The 15,477-nt window shown below is 45.1% G+C and carries 13 protein-coding genes, 7 tRNA genes and 1 rRNA gene; 1 reads left to right on the top strand and 20 read right to left on the bottom strand.

What is annotated here, in order from left to right:
- From L1D31_RS20940 to L1D31_RS20925, 4 genes are all read right to left on the bottom strand, one after another.
- A 16S ribosomal RNA gene (locus tag L1D31_RS20940) occupies positions 1-139 on the bottom strand; the annotation flags it as partial.
- Between the two features lie 485 nt (positions 140-624).
- Entirely contained in the window at positions 625-1,881 is a 1,257-nt protein-coding gene (locus L1D31_RS20935) for an HD-GYP domain-containing protein (RefSeq protein WP_239838913.1), read from the bottom strand.
- Between the two features lie 113 nt (positions 1,882-1,994).
- Entirely contained in the window at positions 1,995-2,402 is a 408-nt protein-coding gene (locus L1D31_RS20930; protein WP_239838912.1) for a VOC family protein, read from the bottom strand.
- Positions 2,403-2,706: 304 nt separating this feature from the next.
- Positions 2,707-2,791: transfer RNA gene (locus tag L1D31_RS20925), tRNA-Leu, on the bottom strand.
- A 189-nt stretch (positions 2,792-2,980) separates the two neighbouring features.
- On the opposite strand from L1D31_RS20925, the gene L1D31_RS20920 reads away from it, so the two are divergent.
- Complete coding sequence (locus L1D31_RS20920) at positions 2,981-3,457, top strand: RDD family protein (RefSeq protein WP_239838911.1); 477 nt, start codon at positions 2,981-2,983, stop codon at positions 3,455-3,457.
- Between the two features lie 45 nt (positions 3,458-3,502).
- Here L1D31_RS20920 and luxS read toward each other — a convergent pair whose 3' ends face one another.
- The 16 genes from luxS to csrA all read right to left on the bottom strand — a co-directional run bounded on the left by luxS (position 3,503) and on the right by csrA (position 15,477).
- Complete coding sequence (gene luxS / locus L1D31_RS20915) at positions 3,503-4,021, bottom strand: S-ribosylhomocysteine lyase (RefSeq protein ID WP_239838910.1); 519 nt, start codon at positions 4,019-4,021, stop codon at positions 3,503-3,505.
- A gap of 22 nt (positions 4,022-4,043) precedes the next feature.
- Positions 4,044-4,640: a hypothetical protein gene (locus L1D31_RS20910; RefSeq protein WP_255905846.1), complete on the bottom strand. Its 597-nt coding sequence runs from the start codon at positions 4,638-4,640 to the stop codon at positions 4,044-4,046.
- 7 nt (positions 4,641-4,647) lie between these two features.
- Positions 4,648-6,216: a glutamate--cysteine ligase gene (gshA, locus tag L1D31_RS20905; RefSeq protein ID WP_239838909.1), complete on the bottom strand. Its 1,569-nt coding sequence runs from the start codon at positions 6,214-6,216 to the stop codon at positions 4,648-4,650.
- Between the two features lie 104 nt (positions 6,217-6,320).
- Positions 6,321-9,179, bottom strand: coding sequence for a pitrilysin family protein (locus L1D31_RS20900; RefSeq protein ID WP_239838908.1), 2,859 nt, complete (start codon positions 9,177-9,179; stop codon positions 6,321-6,323).
- A 9-nt stretch (positions 9,180-9,188) separates the two neighbouring features.
- Positions 9,189-9,650: a YqaA family protein gene (locus L1D31_RS20895; protein WP_239838907.1), complete on the bottom strand. Its 462-nt coding sequence runs from the start codon at positions 9,648-9,650 to the stop codon at positions 9,189-9,191.
- The gene (locus tag L1D31_RS20890; RefSeq protein WP_239838906.1) at positions 9,644-10,594 is read right to left on the bottom strand and encodes an NADP-dependent oxidoreductase; all 951 of its coding nucleotides are present in this window, start codon (positions 10,592-10,594) and stop codon (positions 9,644-9,646) included. The genes L1D31_RS20895 and L1D31_RS20890 overlap by 7 nt, the downstream gene beginning before the upstream one ends.
- Before the next feature lie 112 nt (positions 10,595-10,706).
- The gene (locus L1D31_RS20885) at positions 10,707-11,837 is read right to left on the bottom strand and encodes a sodium ion-translocating decarboxylase subunit beta (RefSeq protein ID WP_239838905.1); all 1,131 of its coding nucleotides are present in this window, start codon (positions 11,835-11,837) and stop codon (positions 10,707-10,709) included.
- Positions 11,838-11,846: 9 nt separating this feature from the next.
- Positions 11,847-13,631, bottom strand: coding sequence for a sodium-extruding oxaloacetate decarboxylase subunit alpha (gene oadA / locus L1D31_RS20880; protein WP_239838904.1), 1,785 nt, complete (start codon positions 13,629-13,631; stop codon positions 11,847-11,849).
- Between the two features lie 31 nt (positions 13,632-13,662).
- A complete protein-coding gene (locus tag L1D31_RS20875) occupies positions 13,663-13,920 on the bottom strand; it encodes an oxaloacetate decarboxylase subunit gamma (RefSeq protein WP_239838903.1) in 258 nt (85 codons plus the stop codon).
- A gap of 441 nt (positions 13,921-14,361) precedes the next feature.
- Positions 14,362-14,438: transfer RNA gene (locus L1D31_RS20870), tRNA-Arg, on the bottom strand.
- Positions 14,439-14,489: 51 nt separating this feature from the next.
- Positions 14,490-14,566, bottom strand: a tRNA-Arg gene (locus L1D31_RS20865).
- Between the two features lie 41 nt (positions 14,567-14,607).
- Positions 14,608-14,684: transfer RNA gene (locus tag L1D31_RS20860), tRNA-Arg, on the bottom strand.
- Between the two features lie 83 nt (positions 14,685-14,767).
- A tRNA-Ser gene (locus L1D31_RS20855) sits at positions 14,768-14,860 on the bottom strand.
- Between the two features lie 23 nt (positions 14,861-14,883).
- A tRNA-Arg gene (locus tag L1D31_RS20850) sits at positions 14,884-14,960 on the bottom strand.
- Positions 14,961-15,003: 43 nt separating this feature from the next.
- Positions 15,004-15,096 (bottom strand) — tRNA-Ser (locus L1D31_RS20845).
- Positions 15,097-15,279: 183 nt separating this feature from the next.
- Positions 15,280-15,477: a carbon storage regulator CsrA gene (csrA, locus tag L1D31_RS20840; protein ID WP_229631383.1), complete on the bottom strand. Its 198-nt coding sequence runs from the start codon at positions 15,475-15,477 to the stop codon at positions 15,280-15,282.

Raw genomic sequence — 15,477 nt, 5'->3', positions numbered from 1 at the left:
TCCCAGGCATTACTCACCCGTCCGCCGCTCGACGCCGTTATCGTTCCCCGAAGGTTCAGATAACTCGTTTCCGCTCGACTTGCATGTGTTAGGCCTGCCGCCAGCGTTCAATCTGAGCCATGATCAAACTCTTCAATTTAAGATTTTGTTCGGCTCAATGAATACTGAACATTACATAAGTAATGTTTGAATTGACTGTGCTGAATCCGAAGATTCAATGGTCACTTCGTTTCATTGAAACCTAATTTGAAGCCKAAGCTTCTAATTGGATTATCATCAACGAGTGCCCACACAGATTGATAGGTTTATATTGTTAAAGAGCTGTGCTTTTCAAGAGGCTTTCTCTCAAAGCGGAGGTGCATTCTAGCGAGATAATTTGAAGAGTCAAACACTTTTTCAAACTTATTTTCTCAGAAGTTTTTCACCTCTCTCACACTGCTGAAGCCTTGTGGCGTCTGCCGTGTCAGTGGATGCGCATTATAGGGAGCTCCAAAAGGATGGCAAGTATAAATTTGCCTTTTTCGATAAAAAAACGCTTAAATGACCATTAATCATTCAAGCGCCTATTTAGTACCATTTTATCTTCAACTTATCATCAAGCTACCCACAAATTACTGTGGATAACTAATCATCACTATCAAAGAAATAGGAGATCCTAGAGCGAGGGTTTAAATACTCACGTACTTTATCAGGTAGTTTGTTAGGCAAAATGGCATTCACGATTTTTATCTCTTTCTCGGCTAAATCAATGATCGGAGCTTGCGTTCTTGGGACTGAAGGATCATAGATAAGCACATCAGGGAAAAGAATGTTACGCGCGTTGACTGAGATAACCAAGCCAACCATATCGTTAGACAGCTGAACAACAGTGCCTGGCGGATAGATCCCCATAAACTTAATCAGAATATTGAGGTTTTCATTGTTATATAGATGTTTACAGTTTTTATATAGATGAGACAGTGCCACATATGGAATTTTTTGTTCAGAGGGGATGTTGCTGTGGCATAGGTTATCGTAAGCATTGGCAACTGAAATAATTTGCGTCAGCTCATCAATTTGATCTTCTTTCAATCCTTCTGGATAACCTGAGCCATCATTTAATTCATGATGCTGAGCGATAACCTTTCTGGCGCTTTCAGGAAAGCTCTCCATATTACTGGCGATATCAAGACCGTATTTAGTATGAAGCTTAAGGTAGTTTTTTTCCGGCTCACTTAAAGGGGTCTGCTTACGAACGATAGCAGTCGGTACCTTCACTTTCCCCATATCGTGAAACAAAGCCGCAAAGGCAACTTCCTTTATCTGTTGTGCTTCAAGCTTTTTCGCTTGAGCGATCATCATGGCAATAACTGAGACATTAAGGCAATGAAAGTAAATATCTTCAAACTCACTTTTGCCATTCATCAAATGCAAAGTCACATGATCGTCACTCAACAGTTTATCGACAATGTCATCGACTAATAGGGCTGCTTCATCAACCGCCTGTTCCGGGCGGTTACGAATTTTATTCATCACCGCTCTCATCCGAGATAGTGAACGTTCAAATTCTTTCTCACAGTTAATCACCCGGCGTCGATACGCACTAAGCTTTTCAATTCGGTCTTGCTTCTCTTTCCAAAGCTTCTGTGCTTCAAGATCGATTTGTTCTGCCGGAGTTTCATCTTTATCCTGTGGCTCTGTCGGTGGAGGGAGAGGTTGAGTATCACTCTGGCTAGGGTTCATAAACACATGTTTAATGCCTAAGTGACGGATCAGACGGATCTGTTCTTCGTCTTTAATCTTAAAGCTATTAAACAAAAAGGGGTGCTCATTCCATTTGACTGGAAGTCGGATATGCAACCCTGGCTGAAGTCTGTCTACAGTTATTTTTATGCTAGCCACGATTTATATACAACTTAATCTTCATTAATTGATTTATCATTTTAGGCAACTCACACGCAGAATTCACCACTAACAACCCTTAGCAAGTAAAGAGGCTACGTCAGTTTGCGAAGTTACTTAACCAACTCACAATGTAACATCCAACGAACCCCAAATTTATCTTCAATTTTACCAAAACGAGCCCCCCAAAACGTGTCAGCAAGTGGCATCATAATATTCCCACCGTGGGATAATTTATCAAAGACTCTGGCCTGATCATTGATGTCATCAAACACCAGAGACAGTGCAATATGATTACCAGAACGTTCCTTCGCGACTAAGCCATCTGAAAGCATTAACTTCATACCGAATGCTTCGCACTCTGCATGCATGATCCAATCGGGATCGGCGCCCTCTATTTGTTGAGGTGAGTCCTTAAAGTATTGCTTGGTGACCACAACCCCACCAAACGCTTGGCAGTAGAAGTCTAGCGCTTCATCACAGCGTCCAGCGAAAAACAAGTAAGGGGTGAGTTGATACATTGATTGAATCCTTTCAGAAATATTGTCTCTCTAAAAGATAGACAATATTTACTTAACTAATAGAAAAATTTGAAGATTTTTATTATCGCTAGTAAAGACAGATGAAGTATAACTACGAGAGAAGTTTTGCAGGCAGGGCATAATTCAAACAAGATAAAGACAAGCTTCCCAGCTATTGGCCAATGCCTAGAATTGATATCCGGCCTTCAGCCAGAAGGCATTCCATCTAGATCTCCTACCTAGTTTTATAACAGACAAATACAACAAAGCCCCGACTTTCGTCGAGGCTTTATCATATGAATTATGGTACCGGTGGGCGGACTTGAACCGCCACGCCCGAAGGCAACGGATTTTGAATCCGTCGTGTATACCAATTTCACCACACCGGCATCTTTGGGCTGTTGCCCTTTGATGGTTGGCATTATACGTAAGCAAAGTATTCGTGCAAGTGCAAAAGACTGAATAGATTGCCGTTTGCTGATAAAATCACCACAAATTATTAAGCTGTGCGCAAAGTCTCTTTTCAGACTTACGGTGAAGCTATATTCTGACGCCTTATTAAATTTGGGTAAGTTAATATGTCGACAACAGACACCCTGCCACCAGCAGGTCTAATGCGTCGCCTTGGCGCATTGTTTTACGATAGTTTAATCGTTATTGCGATTGAAATGATGGCAGCAGGCATTGTTATTGCCGTTTTACATGCCTCAGTCGCTATGGGCGCCTTTCATGTCGCTCCTTATACAGATGTAAGCGACTTTCTTACTAATCATCCGATATGGGGACCGACTTATACTCTCTACCTAGCGGTTGTCTGGATTTATTTCTTTGTTTTCTTCTGGACTCGGGCAGGACAAACTCTTGGGATGAGAGCTTGGAAAATACAAGTTCGTAACGCCGATGGCAGAGCCATTTCTGTCACGCAGGCTCTTATTCGCATTGCTACTTCAGGATTTGGTTTAGCCAATTTGACTGTCCCCATCGATCCGCAAAAACGTGGTTTTCATGACATTTGGGCTAAGACACAGGTTGTTGTTTTACCTAAAGTTCAATAAAGAAGAGGAAGGCAGCCGCCTTCCTCTTCTATTCCAATGCAACGACTAGTCTACTTTCAACTCTTTTAGCATCGACTCTGGTAGTGCCAACTCATCGTTCTTATTAACTTTAATTCCCGCATCGATAATTGTCTGTGCAATTTGCTTTGCTTCCTCTAGAGAGTGCATCGCTGCTGTACCACATTGGTATTCGTTCAGCTCGGGGATTTTGTTCTGACTTTCGACCTTGAGCACGTCTTGCATAGCGGATAACCATGACTGAGCTACCTGATCTTCTGAAGGTGTACCAATCAGACTCATATAAAACCCTGTACGGCAACCCATAGGGGAAATATCGATAATCTCAACATTATTACCATTCAGGTGGCTACGCATAAAGCCCGCATATAAATGCTCAAGTGTATGAATACCTTTCTCCGAAAGTATGTCTTTGTTAGGCGCGGTAAAGCGCAAATCAAACACTGTGATGGTATCCCCTTTCGGAGTAGTCATCGTCTTCGCTACACGCACCGCTGGTGCATTCATACGAGTGTGATCCACAGTGAAGCTATCTAATAATGGCATTGTCCTTCTCCTTCGCCCCGGGTTAGAAAAACCAACTCCGGTTACTTTCCAATTCTTGTCGGCACTGTTTGAGTTGCCAACCATAATCCTTTGCCTGCTTCTCGACTTTGCGAGCAACTTTTACCAATGCAGGTTTTGATTGATAAGATTTTCGCTTATAACCACTACGCCCTTCATGATAGGCCAAATACTGATTATAAGGATCCCACTTAGAGATCCCTAATTGCTTCTGGGTTTCACTGGTATACCAGCCGATGAACATCATTGAATCATCAAAGTTCGTCCTAGAACCACCATGACCTGTCGCTTTTTGAAAATCTTCCCAAGCTGGATCTTGTGCCTGAGCATAGCCATAAGCACTGCTGACCCTTCCCCAAGGTATAATACCAAGTAGGTAATCTTTCGGGGGCCTAGCGTCATGTCGAAAGCTGCTTTCCTGCTTGACAAATGCCATCGCAATTTGAATAGGAGTTCCCCATTCTTCTTCCATCTCAACAGCGGCATCATACCAATCCTGATATTCACGGAAGATATCACATGCATTGCTTTGACTTTTAGGTGGAGCCGTCGCGCAGCCACCTAACATCACAATACTCGATAGCAGAAAAGCCCTTTTCAATGTTTTCCTATGCCTTCAAATAGGTGAAGTAATCATCTAAAAAGTCATCAAAACTTAGCGTATCCGCTTGTTCCGAGTTTACTTGAGCTATACGTGAACGTTCTACTTCCTGCTCCATCACTTGAGCACTGTACACTTGGAATACATGACTCAAATGTTGCTCACGGTATTGCTGACCAAAATCACAACCGACTTTGCCTAACCCTCCCAGACGTTTGGTATCCGCCAACAGTTGGCCAGAAATAGTCAATTCTGGATTGTGTATCCAAGTCAACAATTTATGGCATACCGACTGATAGGCTTCTCCTCCTACTGCAGCATCCATTTTTTCTGCAATGAGGAGAATCTCGTCAAACACTCGTAGAGCCCAATCCTGTAATGACAATACTTCACCTTTACAACCGATTTGCAGTTCTAAGCCAGGTTTACGCCCCGCTTCAATGACTTTATTCCAGTTTTCACGCCAGCATGCTTGTTCACAGAAATCCATCGGTTCGGATTCCGTTATCGCCGCCCAAGTAAGAAACAAATCTAAGAAACGAATCTGCTCCTCATCAATACCAATGGCACTGTAAGGGTTCACATCAAGTGAACGCACTTCAATATATTCAACACCACCACGCGATAAGGCTTCCGAAGGCTTCTCACCACCTTTAGCAACACGCTTAGGGCGAATCGGTGCATACAGTTCATTTTCAATCTGAAGCACATTACTGTTTAGCTGTCGATATTCACCTTCTACTTTAACGCCAATCTCAGCAAACTCAGCAGATGGTGTTCGAATTGCCGCGTTGAGCCCGTCTAAATACTCATCTAGGCTATTGAAACCAATCCTCAATACGCTTTGCGCACTGTTGGTATAACCTAAGTCACTCATGCGTAGGGAAGTGGCATGTGGTAGAAATAGCGTTTCTCCGATGTTCTCAAAAGGCAGAGTTGTTTCTCGCCCCTGAACAAAGGAAGAGCATAGTGCTGGTGACGCTCCAAAAAAGTAAGGAATCAGCCAGCCAAAACGGTAGTAATTACGAATCAGCCCAAAATAAGCGTCAGATTTTGTTTGCTGGCGCTCGGCTTCAGGCTGTTCTCCATACAACGCATCCCAGAAAGATTCAGGAAATGAGAAGTTGAAATGCACGCCGGAAATAATTTGCATCAGGCTTCCATAGCGACGCTTTAGCCCTTCACGGTATAACGTTTTCATCTTGCCAGAGTTGGAGCTTCCGTATTGGGCAAGATTGATGTCGTCCTCCTGACTAACATAACATGGCATAGACAGTGGCCACATTTTCTCTTCGCCCAGCTTCGTCTGGGTAAAGTGATGAATATCCTCAAGCTGCGCAGTCAATGTTTTTATGTCACTGGATACTGGAGTAATGAACTCCAACAAAGACTCAGAAAAATCAGTCGTGATCCAATCATTCGCGTATGCCGAGCCCAGCGCTTGGGGGTGAGGCGTCGTCGCTAACCTACCATCCTTTTGATAACGCAGCGTTTCTCTCTCTACACCACGGCCAAAGGATTGAAATATTTTAGGGTTTTGTGCAACTCGCTCCAGTCGCGCAGCAAAATCTGTCAAAATGAGGTTCGCTTATGTCCTGACCCAAATACTTCTGGGCCGTTTGAATTATCAGAGGGTGAGACTGCTCCCATCCCTCTCTCATGCTCTAATTTATGTGTACTCTAACGAACGATTTCAAGCTCTTCTAGCGGGATTTGCAAACTTTCTAGCTGAGGCTTCAGCAATTTTGCGTCACCAACAACAATGATCTGATAGGCATCAGGAATAAACCACTTAGCTGCCATTCGGTTCAAAGTGTCTTTGCTGACCGTATCCACAATCTCATTACGTTGCTTGAGATAATCTTCGTCCAAGCTATAAGCCAGAATACTACTTAACAACTGTGCTTTCTGTGAAGGTGTTTCATACTTCAGAGCATCTTGTTGACCAACTGCTAAACGTAAAAATTTCATTTCTTCGTCAGTCATACCCTGTTTGCTGTACTGCTCCAACTCTTTTTCAAACTCTTTAATTGACTCGAGAGTAGAGTCAGCCCGAACCTGAGCCGAGAAGACAATTGCTCCCACTTCTCTGTTAGCAGCAAAGTAACCACTTGCACCATAGGTATAGCCTTTATCTTCACGTAGGTTCTGATTGATTCGGCTATTGAAGTTTCCAGCCAAATTAAAGTTAGCAAGCTGAGTTAGATACACTTCACCTGTTGCATCAAAAGGCAGCCCCTGACGGACAAAGCGAACAATACTTTGTGGTGCCCCTGGCTTATCTACTAGGTAAATTTTTTGTGCATTGGTTTGCTCAACCAGCTGTGGGCGAAGTAAAGGAGCTTCTTCACCTTGCCAATTTTCCAAGAAGGCGAGTTGTTTTTTAACCTGACGTTTGGAAATATCGCCAACCACAACAATTTGCGCGCCATGTGGAGTGTAATGCTGACGATAAAATGCTTTAACATCATCCAAAGTCAACGCAGCCACCGACTCTTTCGTTCCATCATTAGGACGCTGGTAGATAGAACCAGAGAACAGTACTTGTCTGGTTGCCTGAGAAGCCAACCAGCTCGGCTTCTGATGCTGATAAACAATACCCTCAAGCATCTGTTGTTTATTACGCTCAAAGTCAGATTCATTAAACGCCGGTTTAAATAACACTTCTTCCACAATGGCCTGTGTTTGAGCTAGATTTTTCTCTAGGCTGGAAACGGAGATACTGGTCGTGTAGTTTGCAGCATTAATGGAAACCGTACTGCCTAGTTTATCCAGCCTCGCTTGCAGCTGTTCAACCGTGGAATCTAACGTCCCCTCTTCCATCATAGCAGCAGTCAAATTCGCTAAGCCTTCCTTACCCGGCTGAACATACCGCTCACCGGCTGGGAAACGAATTTCCAGTTGAACCGTTGGGGTTTCCCTGCTTTCCGTACCTAGCAGCTCTGCGCCATTATCAAAATACAGCTTGTACAACTTAGGCATCTGGGCTTTCACTGCTTCAGCGACTTCTGGCATTACTGAACGGTCAAAGTCATCCACTGGACGACGATAGGCGAGATCTTGCTCCTTGATCTTGGTGTATTCTGGCAAGGTACGTTCTGGAGTGATGAATGTAGCGGGTGTAACCACATAATCTAGCTTGCCTTTCGGAACGACACTCAACGTAACTTTATGGTGACCATTCACATAATCCTGATAAGCCTTCATAACCGACTCTGGAGAGACCGCACGAATCTGCTCGAGCTGAGTTTGCAAACGATCCGGCTGGCCGAAGAAAGTCTGGTTTGATGCGAGTTGAGTCACTTTTCCTTTCACACTCTGTAACGCAAATACCGCATTGGCTTCGGCCATACCGGTGATCTGATCCAAGCGAGTTTGATCTACACCTCGCTCTTCAAACTTCTCTAATGTCTGCATCAACTCATCATACAGCGGTTTCAGTTTGCCTTTCTCACCTGATGGAGCCATGGCATAAACGTAGAAATTACACGCCAATTCAGAGCAATCTTGGAATGCACCGGCATCCACCGCTTTTTGCGTTTTAACGAGGTCTTGATAAAGCAGACTATTTGCCCCTTTACCTAATACATTAGCCAATGCATTCAGTGAAGCTTCTGTCTTTTCTCCACGATATGTCGTCGGCCAACCCACCAAAACCATAGGTTGTTGGATACGGTCTTCCAACGTAATGTATTTATCTTCATTGAGAACAGCAGGTTGCTTTGGTGCCTGCTTGACTTCTTGCCCTTCAGGAATAGAACCGAAATACTTATTAACCCAGTGCAGCGTCTGTTCAACATTAATATCCCCACCGATGGTGAGTACCGCATTATTCGGTCCATACCAACGCAAGAAGAAAGCTTTGAGATCATTCACATCAACACGATCTAAGTCTTCAACATAGCCGATCGTTTGCCAAGAATAAGGATGTCCCTCAGGGTAAAGCGCTTCACCCATTTTTTCCCACATCAGACCATATGGGCGATTATCATAATTCTGAGCCCGTTCATTTTTAACTGTATCTCGCTGGATCTCAAACTTACGCTGTGACACTGCATCTAGCAAAAAACCCATACGATCGGATTCTAACCACAGCATTTTCTCTAGCTGATTAGACGGCACAGTTTCGAAGTAGTTAGTCCGATCGCGGTTGGTCGTACCGTTAAGCGTTCCCCCAGCTTCAGTAATTATCTTAAAGTGTTCTTGATCACCGACATGTTCGCTGCCTTGAAACATCATATGTTCGAAAAAGTGGGCAAAACCCGATTTACCAATCTCTTCGCGAGCAGACCCAACATGGTAAGTAACATCAACATGGACCAAAGGATCAGAATTATCGGGAGAAAGAATAACGGTCAAGCCGTTCGCAAGCTGATATTTAGAGTAAGGAATCATAGCCTTACCAGGCTGTGCCTGAACGTCTTCAATCAGAGAAACTCCTTGTGGGAGTGAAGACAGATGAGAACCAGACGATAATGGATTGTTGGCACAACCATAAAGAGCAACGAGAGAAAAGGCACCTAGCCAGATTTTTCTCATGACATCTCCTCAGAAAAAACCATAGTAAAGAGCGGCTAACAGGCAATATCGTATGGCTTTACCCATCATGATCAACCATAAACAAGGCCAGAAACGCATACGTAACCAACCTGCAGCCAGACAAAGCGGGTCACCAATCACGGGTAACCAGCTAAATAAAAGGGACCAGTAACCATATTGCCCCAACCACTGTAGTGCTTTATGACCATGTTTTTCGTCTTGAGTTCGATTTGGTAGCCACAAACCCAGCCAGTAGTTAGTCAGGCCTCCCAAGGTGTTACCTAGGGTCGCCACAACAATAATAGATAGAGTGGAATAGTGATTGAGCCCTAAAGTGGCAATGAGCCCAGCCTCTGAACCTCCGGGAAGCAATGTAGCACTGAGAAAGCCGGACAGAAACAGGACCCAGAGTGCAGAATCAGAAAACCATAGAGCAATGCTTTCAAAAGTGGTGTTAAACACCTCTAGCACTGCATATCAAGCAAGATCTTGCCTCGCGTATGCCCTGTTTCAATTTGTTTATGAGCGTCCATCACCTGATCCATTGGATAGATATGCTGGACCTCTGTTTTGAGTAATCCAACACTGACCATATAAATTAACGCATCAAGCTGCTCAGGGTTGGGGTCAACCAGCATCCCTGTAGCTTCAAAACCAAGCAGCTTTGCTTTTTCACAAATTAGTTCCGCCGTAATAGTTGGCACTGTCACCACCTTGGCACCGTCTTTTAGGCATTTGAGTGCATCTAAAGCGGCGTCTCCGCCAACAAGATCAATCAGCACATCAGCTTCTTCGACTCGCTCTGAGACTGGGGAGAACCGATAGTTCACCGCATGAGCGCCTAACGTCGCCATATAATCAAGGTTGGCTTCGCTACAAGTGGTAAAGACTTCAGCTTTCGCGGCAACCGCCACCTGAATAGCAATATGACCAACACCACCGGCACCAGCAAGAATCAAGACTCTCTGCCCTTCTTGAACACTCGCTTTATCTAAAGCTTGAACCGCAGTTTGCCCAGCAAGAGGGAGCACCGCCGCAGCTTCTAATGTGATGGAATCAGGTACCAAGCTCAGCTCTGTCTCTGGGACACAAACATACTGGCTATACCCGCCCCCACGAAGAGGGAAACCAATAAAGCCAGCCACTTTATCACCAGCAGTAAATCGTTCTGCCTGTTCCCCACAACCCACAACTTCACCTGAAACATCATAGCCAGGCACCCACGGTAGATTGTCTTTGTTCTGTGAAGCAGCCCAACCAAGGCCAGCACGAGTTTTAACATCGATAGGATTAACGCCAGCAAAAGCGACCTTAATCAACACCTCACCTTGTTGGGGTTCAGGCACAGCGTTGGTTTGAATGGTTAAGACTTCAGGATTACCAAATTGGGTTATCGCGATTTGTTTATTTTCCATTTCATCATTTCCCTATCGATACGAAAAAGGGATGCGAAAGCATCCCTTTGAATATATACCATTTATTGCTAGTAAGTTAACTGCCTATTCTCAATTTGACTCATAACTTACGTTAATTCACCAACGCAAGGAGAATACCTGCCGCCACTGCGGAGCCTAAAACGCCTGCCACGTTCGGCCCCATGGCATGCATCAGGAGAAAGTTTTGTGGGTTAGCCTCCAAGCCAACCTTGTTCACCACACGCGCCGCCATCGGTACCGCAGATACTCCAGCTGCACCGATTAGTGGGTTAATATCTTCTTTGGAGAACTTGTTCAGCAGTTTAGCCATTAAGACACCGCCCGCTGTACCAATACTGAAGGCAACGGCACCTAAGGCAAGAATGCCCAAGGTCTCAACATTGAGGAATTCCTCCGCCTGAAGCTTAGAACCAACGCCTAAACCAAGGAAGATGGTGACAATATTGATCAACTCGTTCTGCGCTGTTTTCGACAATCTATCCACCACCCCAGCTTCGCGCATCAAGTTACCGAGGCAGAACATACCAACCAGCGGGGTTGCGGACGGTAGGAACAAGATCGTCATCAACAACACGGCAAGTGGGAAGAGAATTTTTTCAGCTTTGCCGACATGGCGTAGCTGAGCCATCTTAACCTTACGTTCCTCGGGTGTTGTCAGCGCTTTCATGATTGGTGGCTGAATGATGGGTACCAATGCCATATAGCTGTATGCCGCTACCGCTATGGCCCCCAACAAATCAGGGGACAGTTGACTGGCAAGGAAAATCGCGGTTGGTCCATCGGCGCCCCCAATAATGGCAATCGAAGCAGCATCAGGCATGCTGAATTCCATACCCGGTACGTAATTAAGCAAAATTGCGCCAAACAAGGTAGCAAAGATACCAAATTGTGCTGCAGCACCTAACCACAAGGTTTTCGGGTTAGCAATCAATGCGCCAAAGTCGGTCATCGCCCCAACGCCCATGAAGATAAGCAACGGGAAGATACCCGATTCAATCCCCACATAGTAGACGTAGTACAGTAGACCACCTTCGTCGGTAAAACCAGCATTTGGAATATTGGCCAAGATGGCACCAAAACCAATCGGCAGAAGCAGCAAGGGCTCAAAGCCTTTACGTATAGCCAAAAACAACAAAATACAGCCAACTAGAATCATGCAGATCTGGCCAAATTCAAAGTTAGCAATCCCTGTTTCTGACCATAAGGTCATTAATCCGTCCATGATACTCCCTTATGCCAGACTCAGCAGTGGTGCACCGACCGTCACTGCATCACCTTCTTTGACGTGAAGATCTTGCACAGTGCCACTTCGGGCAGCACGGACTTCCGTTTCCATTTTCATCGCTTCGAGAATCAGAAGAACTTCACCTTCTTCAACCTGAGCACCAGTTTGAACATTCACTTTAAAAATGTTCCCAGCCAAAGGAGCAGGAACAGTTTCTGAACTCCCCGAGGACGCAACCGGAGCTGCTGTTGGCTGAGCAGCCGAACTAGTAGGCGCTACAGATGTTAGCTGACCTTGCGGACCAACTTCGACATCATAAACCTGACCATCCACTTTAACACTGTATGTCTCAATACTACCTTGAGCTGGTTGCGCGACAGGCGCAGAAACAGGGGACTCTTCTAACCATGGAGCAGGCTCGAATGCATCAGGGTTTCTGCGGTTCTTAAGGAACTTAAGGCCAACCTGGGGGAATAATGCGTAAGTCAGTACATCATCCACGGTGTCTTCAGCGAGAGAAATCCCCTCCTGTTTTGCTTTTGCGAGTAAATCGTCAGTCAGAGTATCCATTTCCGCTTCAAGAAGATCCGCAGGACGACAGGTAATCGCTTCATCACCATCCAGCACTTTTGTCTGTAGTTCCGCGTTCACTGCAGCCGGAGCTTCACCGTATTCCCCTTTAAGAACACCAGCCGTTTCTTTGGTGATGCTCTTATAGCGCTCACCCGTAAGTACATTAATCACGGCTTGTGTACCAACAATCTGCGATGTGGGCGTTACAAGTGGGATGTAGCCCAGATCTTTGCGGACACGAGGGATCTCTTGCAATACTTCATCAATACGATCCGCTGCACCCTGCTCTTTCAGCTGACCTTCCATATTGGTCAGCATACCTCCCGGCACTTGAGCAATCAGAATACGTGAATCAACTCCTTTCAATTGACCTTCAAATTTGGCGTACTTCTTACGCACTTCACGAAAGTATGTCGCTATCGGTTCGATCTGATCTAACTTAAGGTTGGTATCACGTTCTGTACCTTGCAACATAGCAACCACAGTTTCCGTCGGAGTGTGACCGTAAGTGCAACTCATTGAGGAAATAGCAGTATCAAGAATATCGACTCCAGCTTCGACTGCTTTGACTGCTGTCGCAGTAGATAAGCCAGTCGTTGCGTGACAGTGAAGTGCTAAAGGAATATCGGTAGAAGACTTAATTCGAGTGATCAGCTCTTCCGCTTCATACGGCTTAAGCAAACCTGACATATCTTTAATGCATAAAGAGTGGCAACCAAGATCTTCAAGACGCTTCGCCAGATCAACCCAAGTGTCGGTATTGTGAACCGGGCTAGTAGTATAAGAAAGCGTACCTTGTGCGTGAGCACCAACATCGACTGCTGCCTTGACCGCTTTCTGGAAATTGCGCACATCGTTCATTGCATCAAAGATGCGGAACACATCCATACCATTGGCGTGTGCACGCTCAACAAATTTTTCAACCACATCATCTGCGTAGTGGCGGTAACCTAGCAGGTTTTGGCCACGAAGCAGCATTTGCATTGGTGTATTGGGCATCGCTTTTTTAAGCTCACGCAAGCGCTCCCATGGGTCTTCTCCTAGAAAACGGATGCATGCATCAAAAGTGGCACCGCCCCAGGTTTCTAAAGACCAGTACCCCACTTTATCGAGCTCCGCTGCGATAGGTAACATATCTTCAAGACGCATACGCGTTGCAAACAGCGACTGATGGGCGTCACGAAGCACCACGTCGGTTAAAGCTAGTGGTTTAGACATGCTCATTAACTCCTTTTAATCCATTTAAGTGCTACTTAGCGGTTGACGTGCGATGTTGATGCACAGCTGCGGCAATCGCAGCAACGACCTTGGGGCTAATAGCAGAAGAGGTTGGTTGAATTTTATTATTTTGTTTCGGTGTAGCGATCGGCTCTGGCACTTCTTCTGGCACCAGCTTAGACATTAACCGAACGAGATAGACGAGAATAGTTAGGAATATAAATACTACGGCCATCCCTGTAAGCATCAGGGTCGCAGCATCTACTAGCAGGCTTCCAACATTTTCCATTTTAAGCATCCTTTCTTTGTCATCCTGACAAGATATTGGCCATTTAATTATTGGGACTTCGTGTCCTAAATGCCCTTTTTGACGTCAGTTCTGTGCTGACGTTTTCTTTCAGGAAAAGTAGTCAAATATCCTGATAAGAGGTCTAGGATTATCTCGATTGGTTAAACTTTGTCAATTTTGTTTAAAGCAGTCTTGATGATATTGCACATTTCTAGGGATGATTGCGTCATACAAATCACATAAATCTGCAATATGAGACGATATAAGGATAAATAACTGCCGATTTTATGAAGTTATTAGATAAATCGGACGATTACTGCGATAGGGATAATGTTTCTCAAAAAAGCTCTTAGAAAACATTAACTTGTAAAAATAAAGTTAATAGATTGATAATGAAATGTTAATAAAAAGCCCCGCTATTTCTAGCAGGGCTCTAATAAATGGCGCGCTCGGAAGGATTCGAACCTTCGACCGCCTGGTTCGTAGCCAGGTACTCTATCCAGCTGAGCTACGAGCGCGCAATGTTTGATATCGWTAAARTCAATATCAGGTCTWATGACCTTAAAGAGTGGCGCGTCCTGGAGGATTCGAACCTCCGACCGCCTGGTTCGTAGCCAGGTACTCTATCCAGCTGAGCTAAGGACGCACGGRATGTTCAACAAGCTTGCAGCTTAYTAAACGAAATAGTGGCGCGCTCGGAAGGATTCGAACCTTCGACCGCCTGGTTCGTAGCCAGGTACTCTATCCAGCTGAGCTACGAGCGCGCAATGTTCTCTCAAAAGAGAGTTGTGAAGTATATCACACTAACTTTTCTTTAAAACAAAAAAATTGACCATAGGCCAATTAATGGCGGTGAGGGAGGGATTCGAACCCTCGATGCGGCTACAAACCGCATACTCCCTTAGCAGGGGAGCGCCTTCAGCCTCTCGGCCACCTCACCGTTTTATTCCCTGGTAAGGAATATGGCGCGCTCGGAAGGATTCGAACCTTCGACCGCCTGGTTCGTAGCCAGGTACTCTATCCAGCTGAGCTACGAGCGCGCAATGCTTGTTTTAAAGCAAACTCCGAAGAGCAGTGCAAGAATGGCGGTGAGGGAGGGATTCGAACCCTCGATGCGGCTACAAACCGCATACTCCCTTAGCAGGGGAGCGCCTTCAGCCTCTCGGCCACCTCACCGTCTTGCGGAGGCACATATTACGATTTACCGAAAATATGTCAAACATTTTCTTGGCAAAATCAGCAAAAAGTTAACCAACCGTTGGCTATTTAATCAAAGCGATACTAATTCGCTCTTTTTACTATAAATGTGCCCAGTGATAATACAAAAAAGGCTGACATAATGTCAGCCTTTTCGTGTAATTAGTAGTTGCCTGATGCAGGGTTACCATTACCTTTTTCTGCTTGAATGCGCATGTAGATTTCTTCGCGGTGAACAGACACCTCTTTTGGTGCATTAACACCAATACGTACCTGGTTACCTTTAACACCCAGTACTGTGACTGTGACTTCGTCACCGATCATTAGAGTTTCGCCAACGCGGCGAGTTAAAATTAGCAT

Origin of the sequence: Vibrio sp. Isolate23 (genome assembly GCF_022398095.1) — a bacterium.
GTDB classification, from domain to species: Bacteria; Pseudomonadota; Gammaproteobacteria; order Enterobacterales; family Vibrionaceae; genus Vibrio; species Vibrio coralliilyticus_A.
This window is presented reverse-complemented; position numbering and strand designations above follow the sequence as displayed.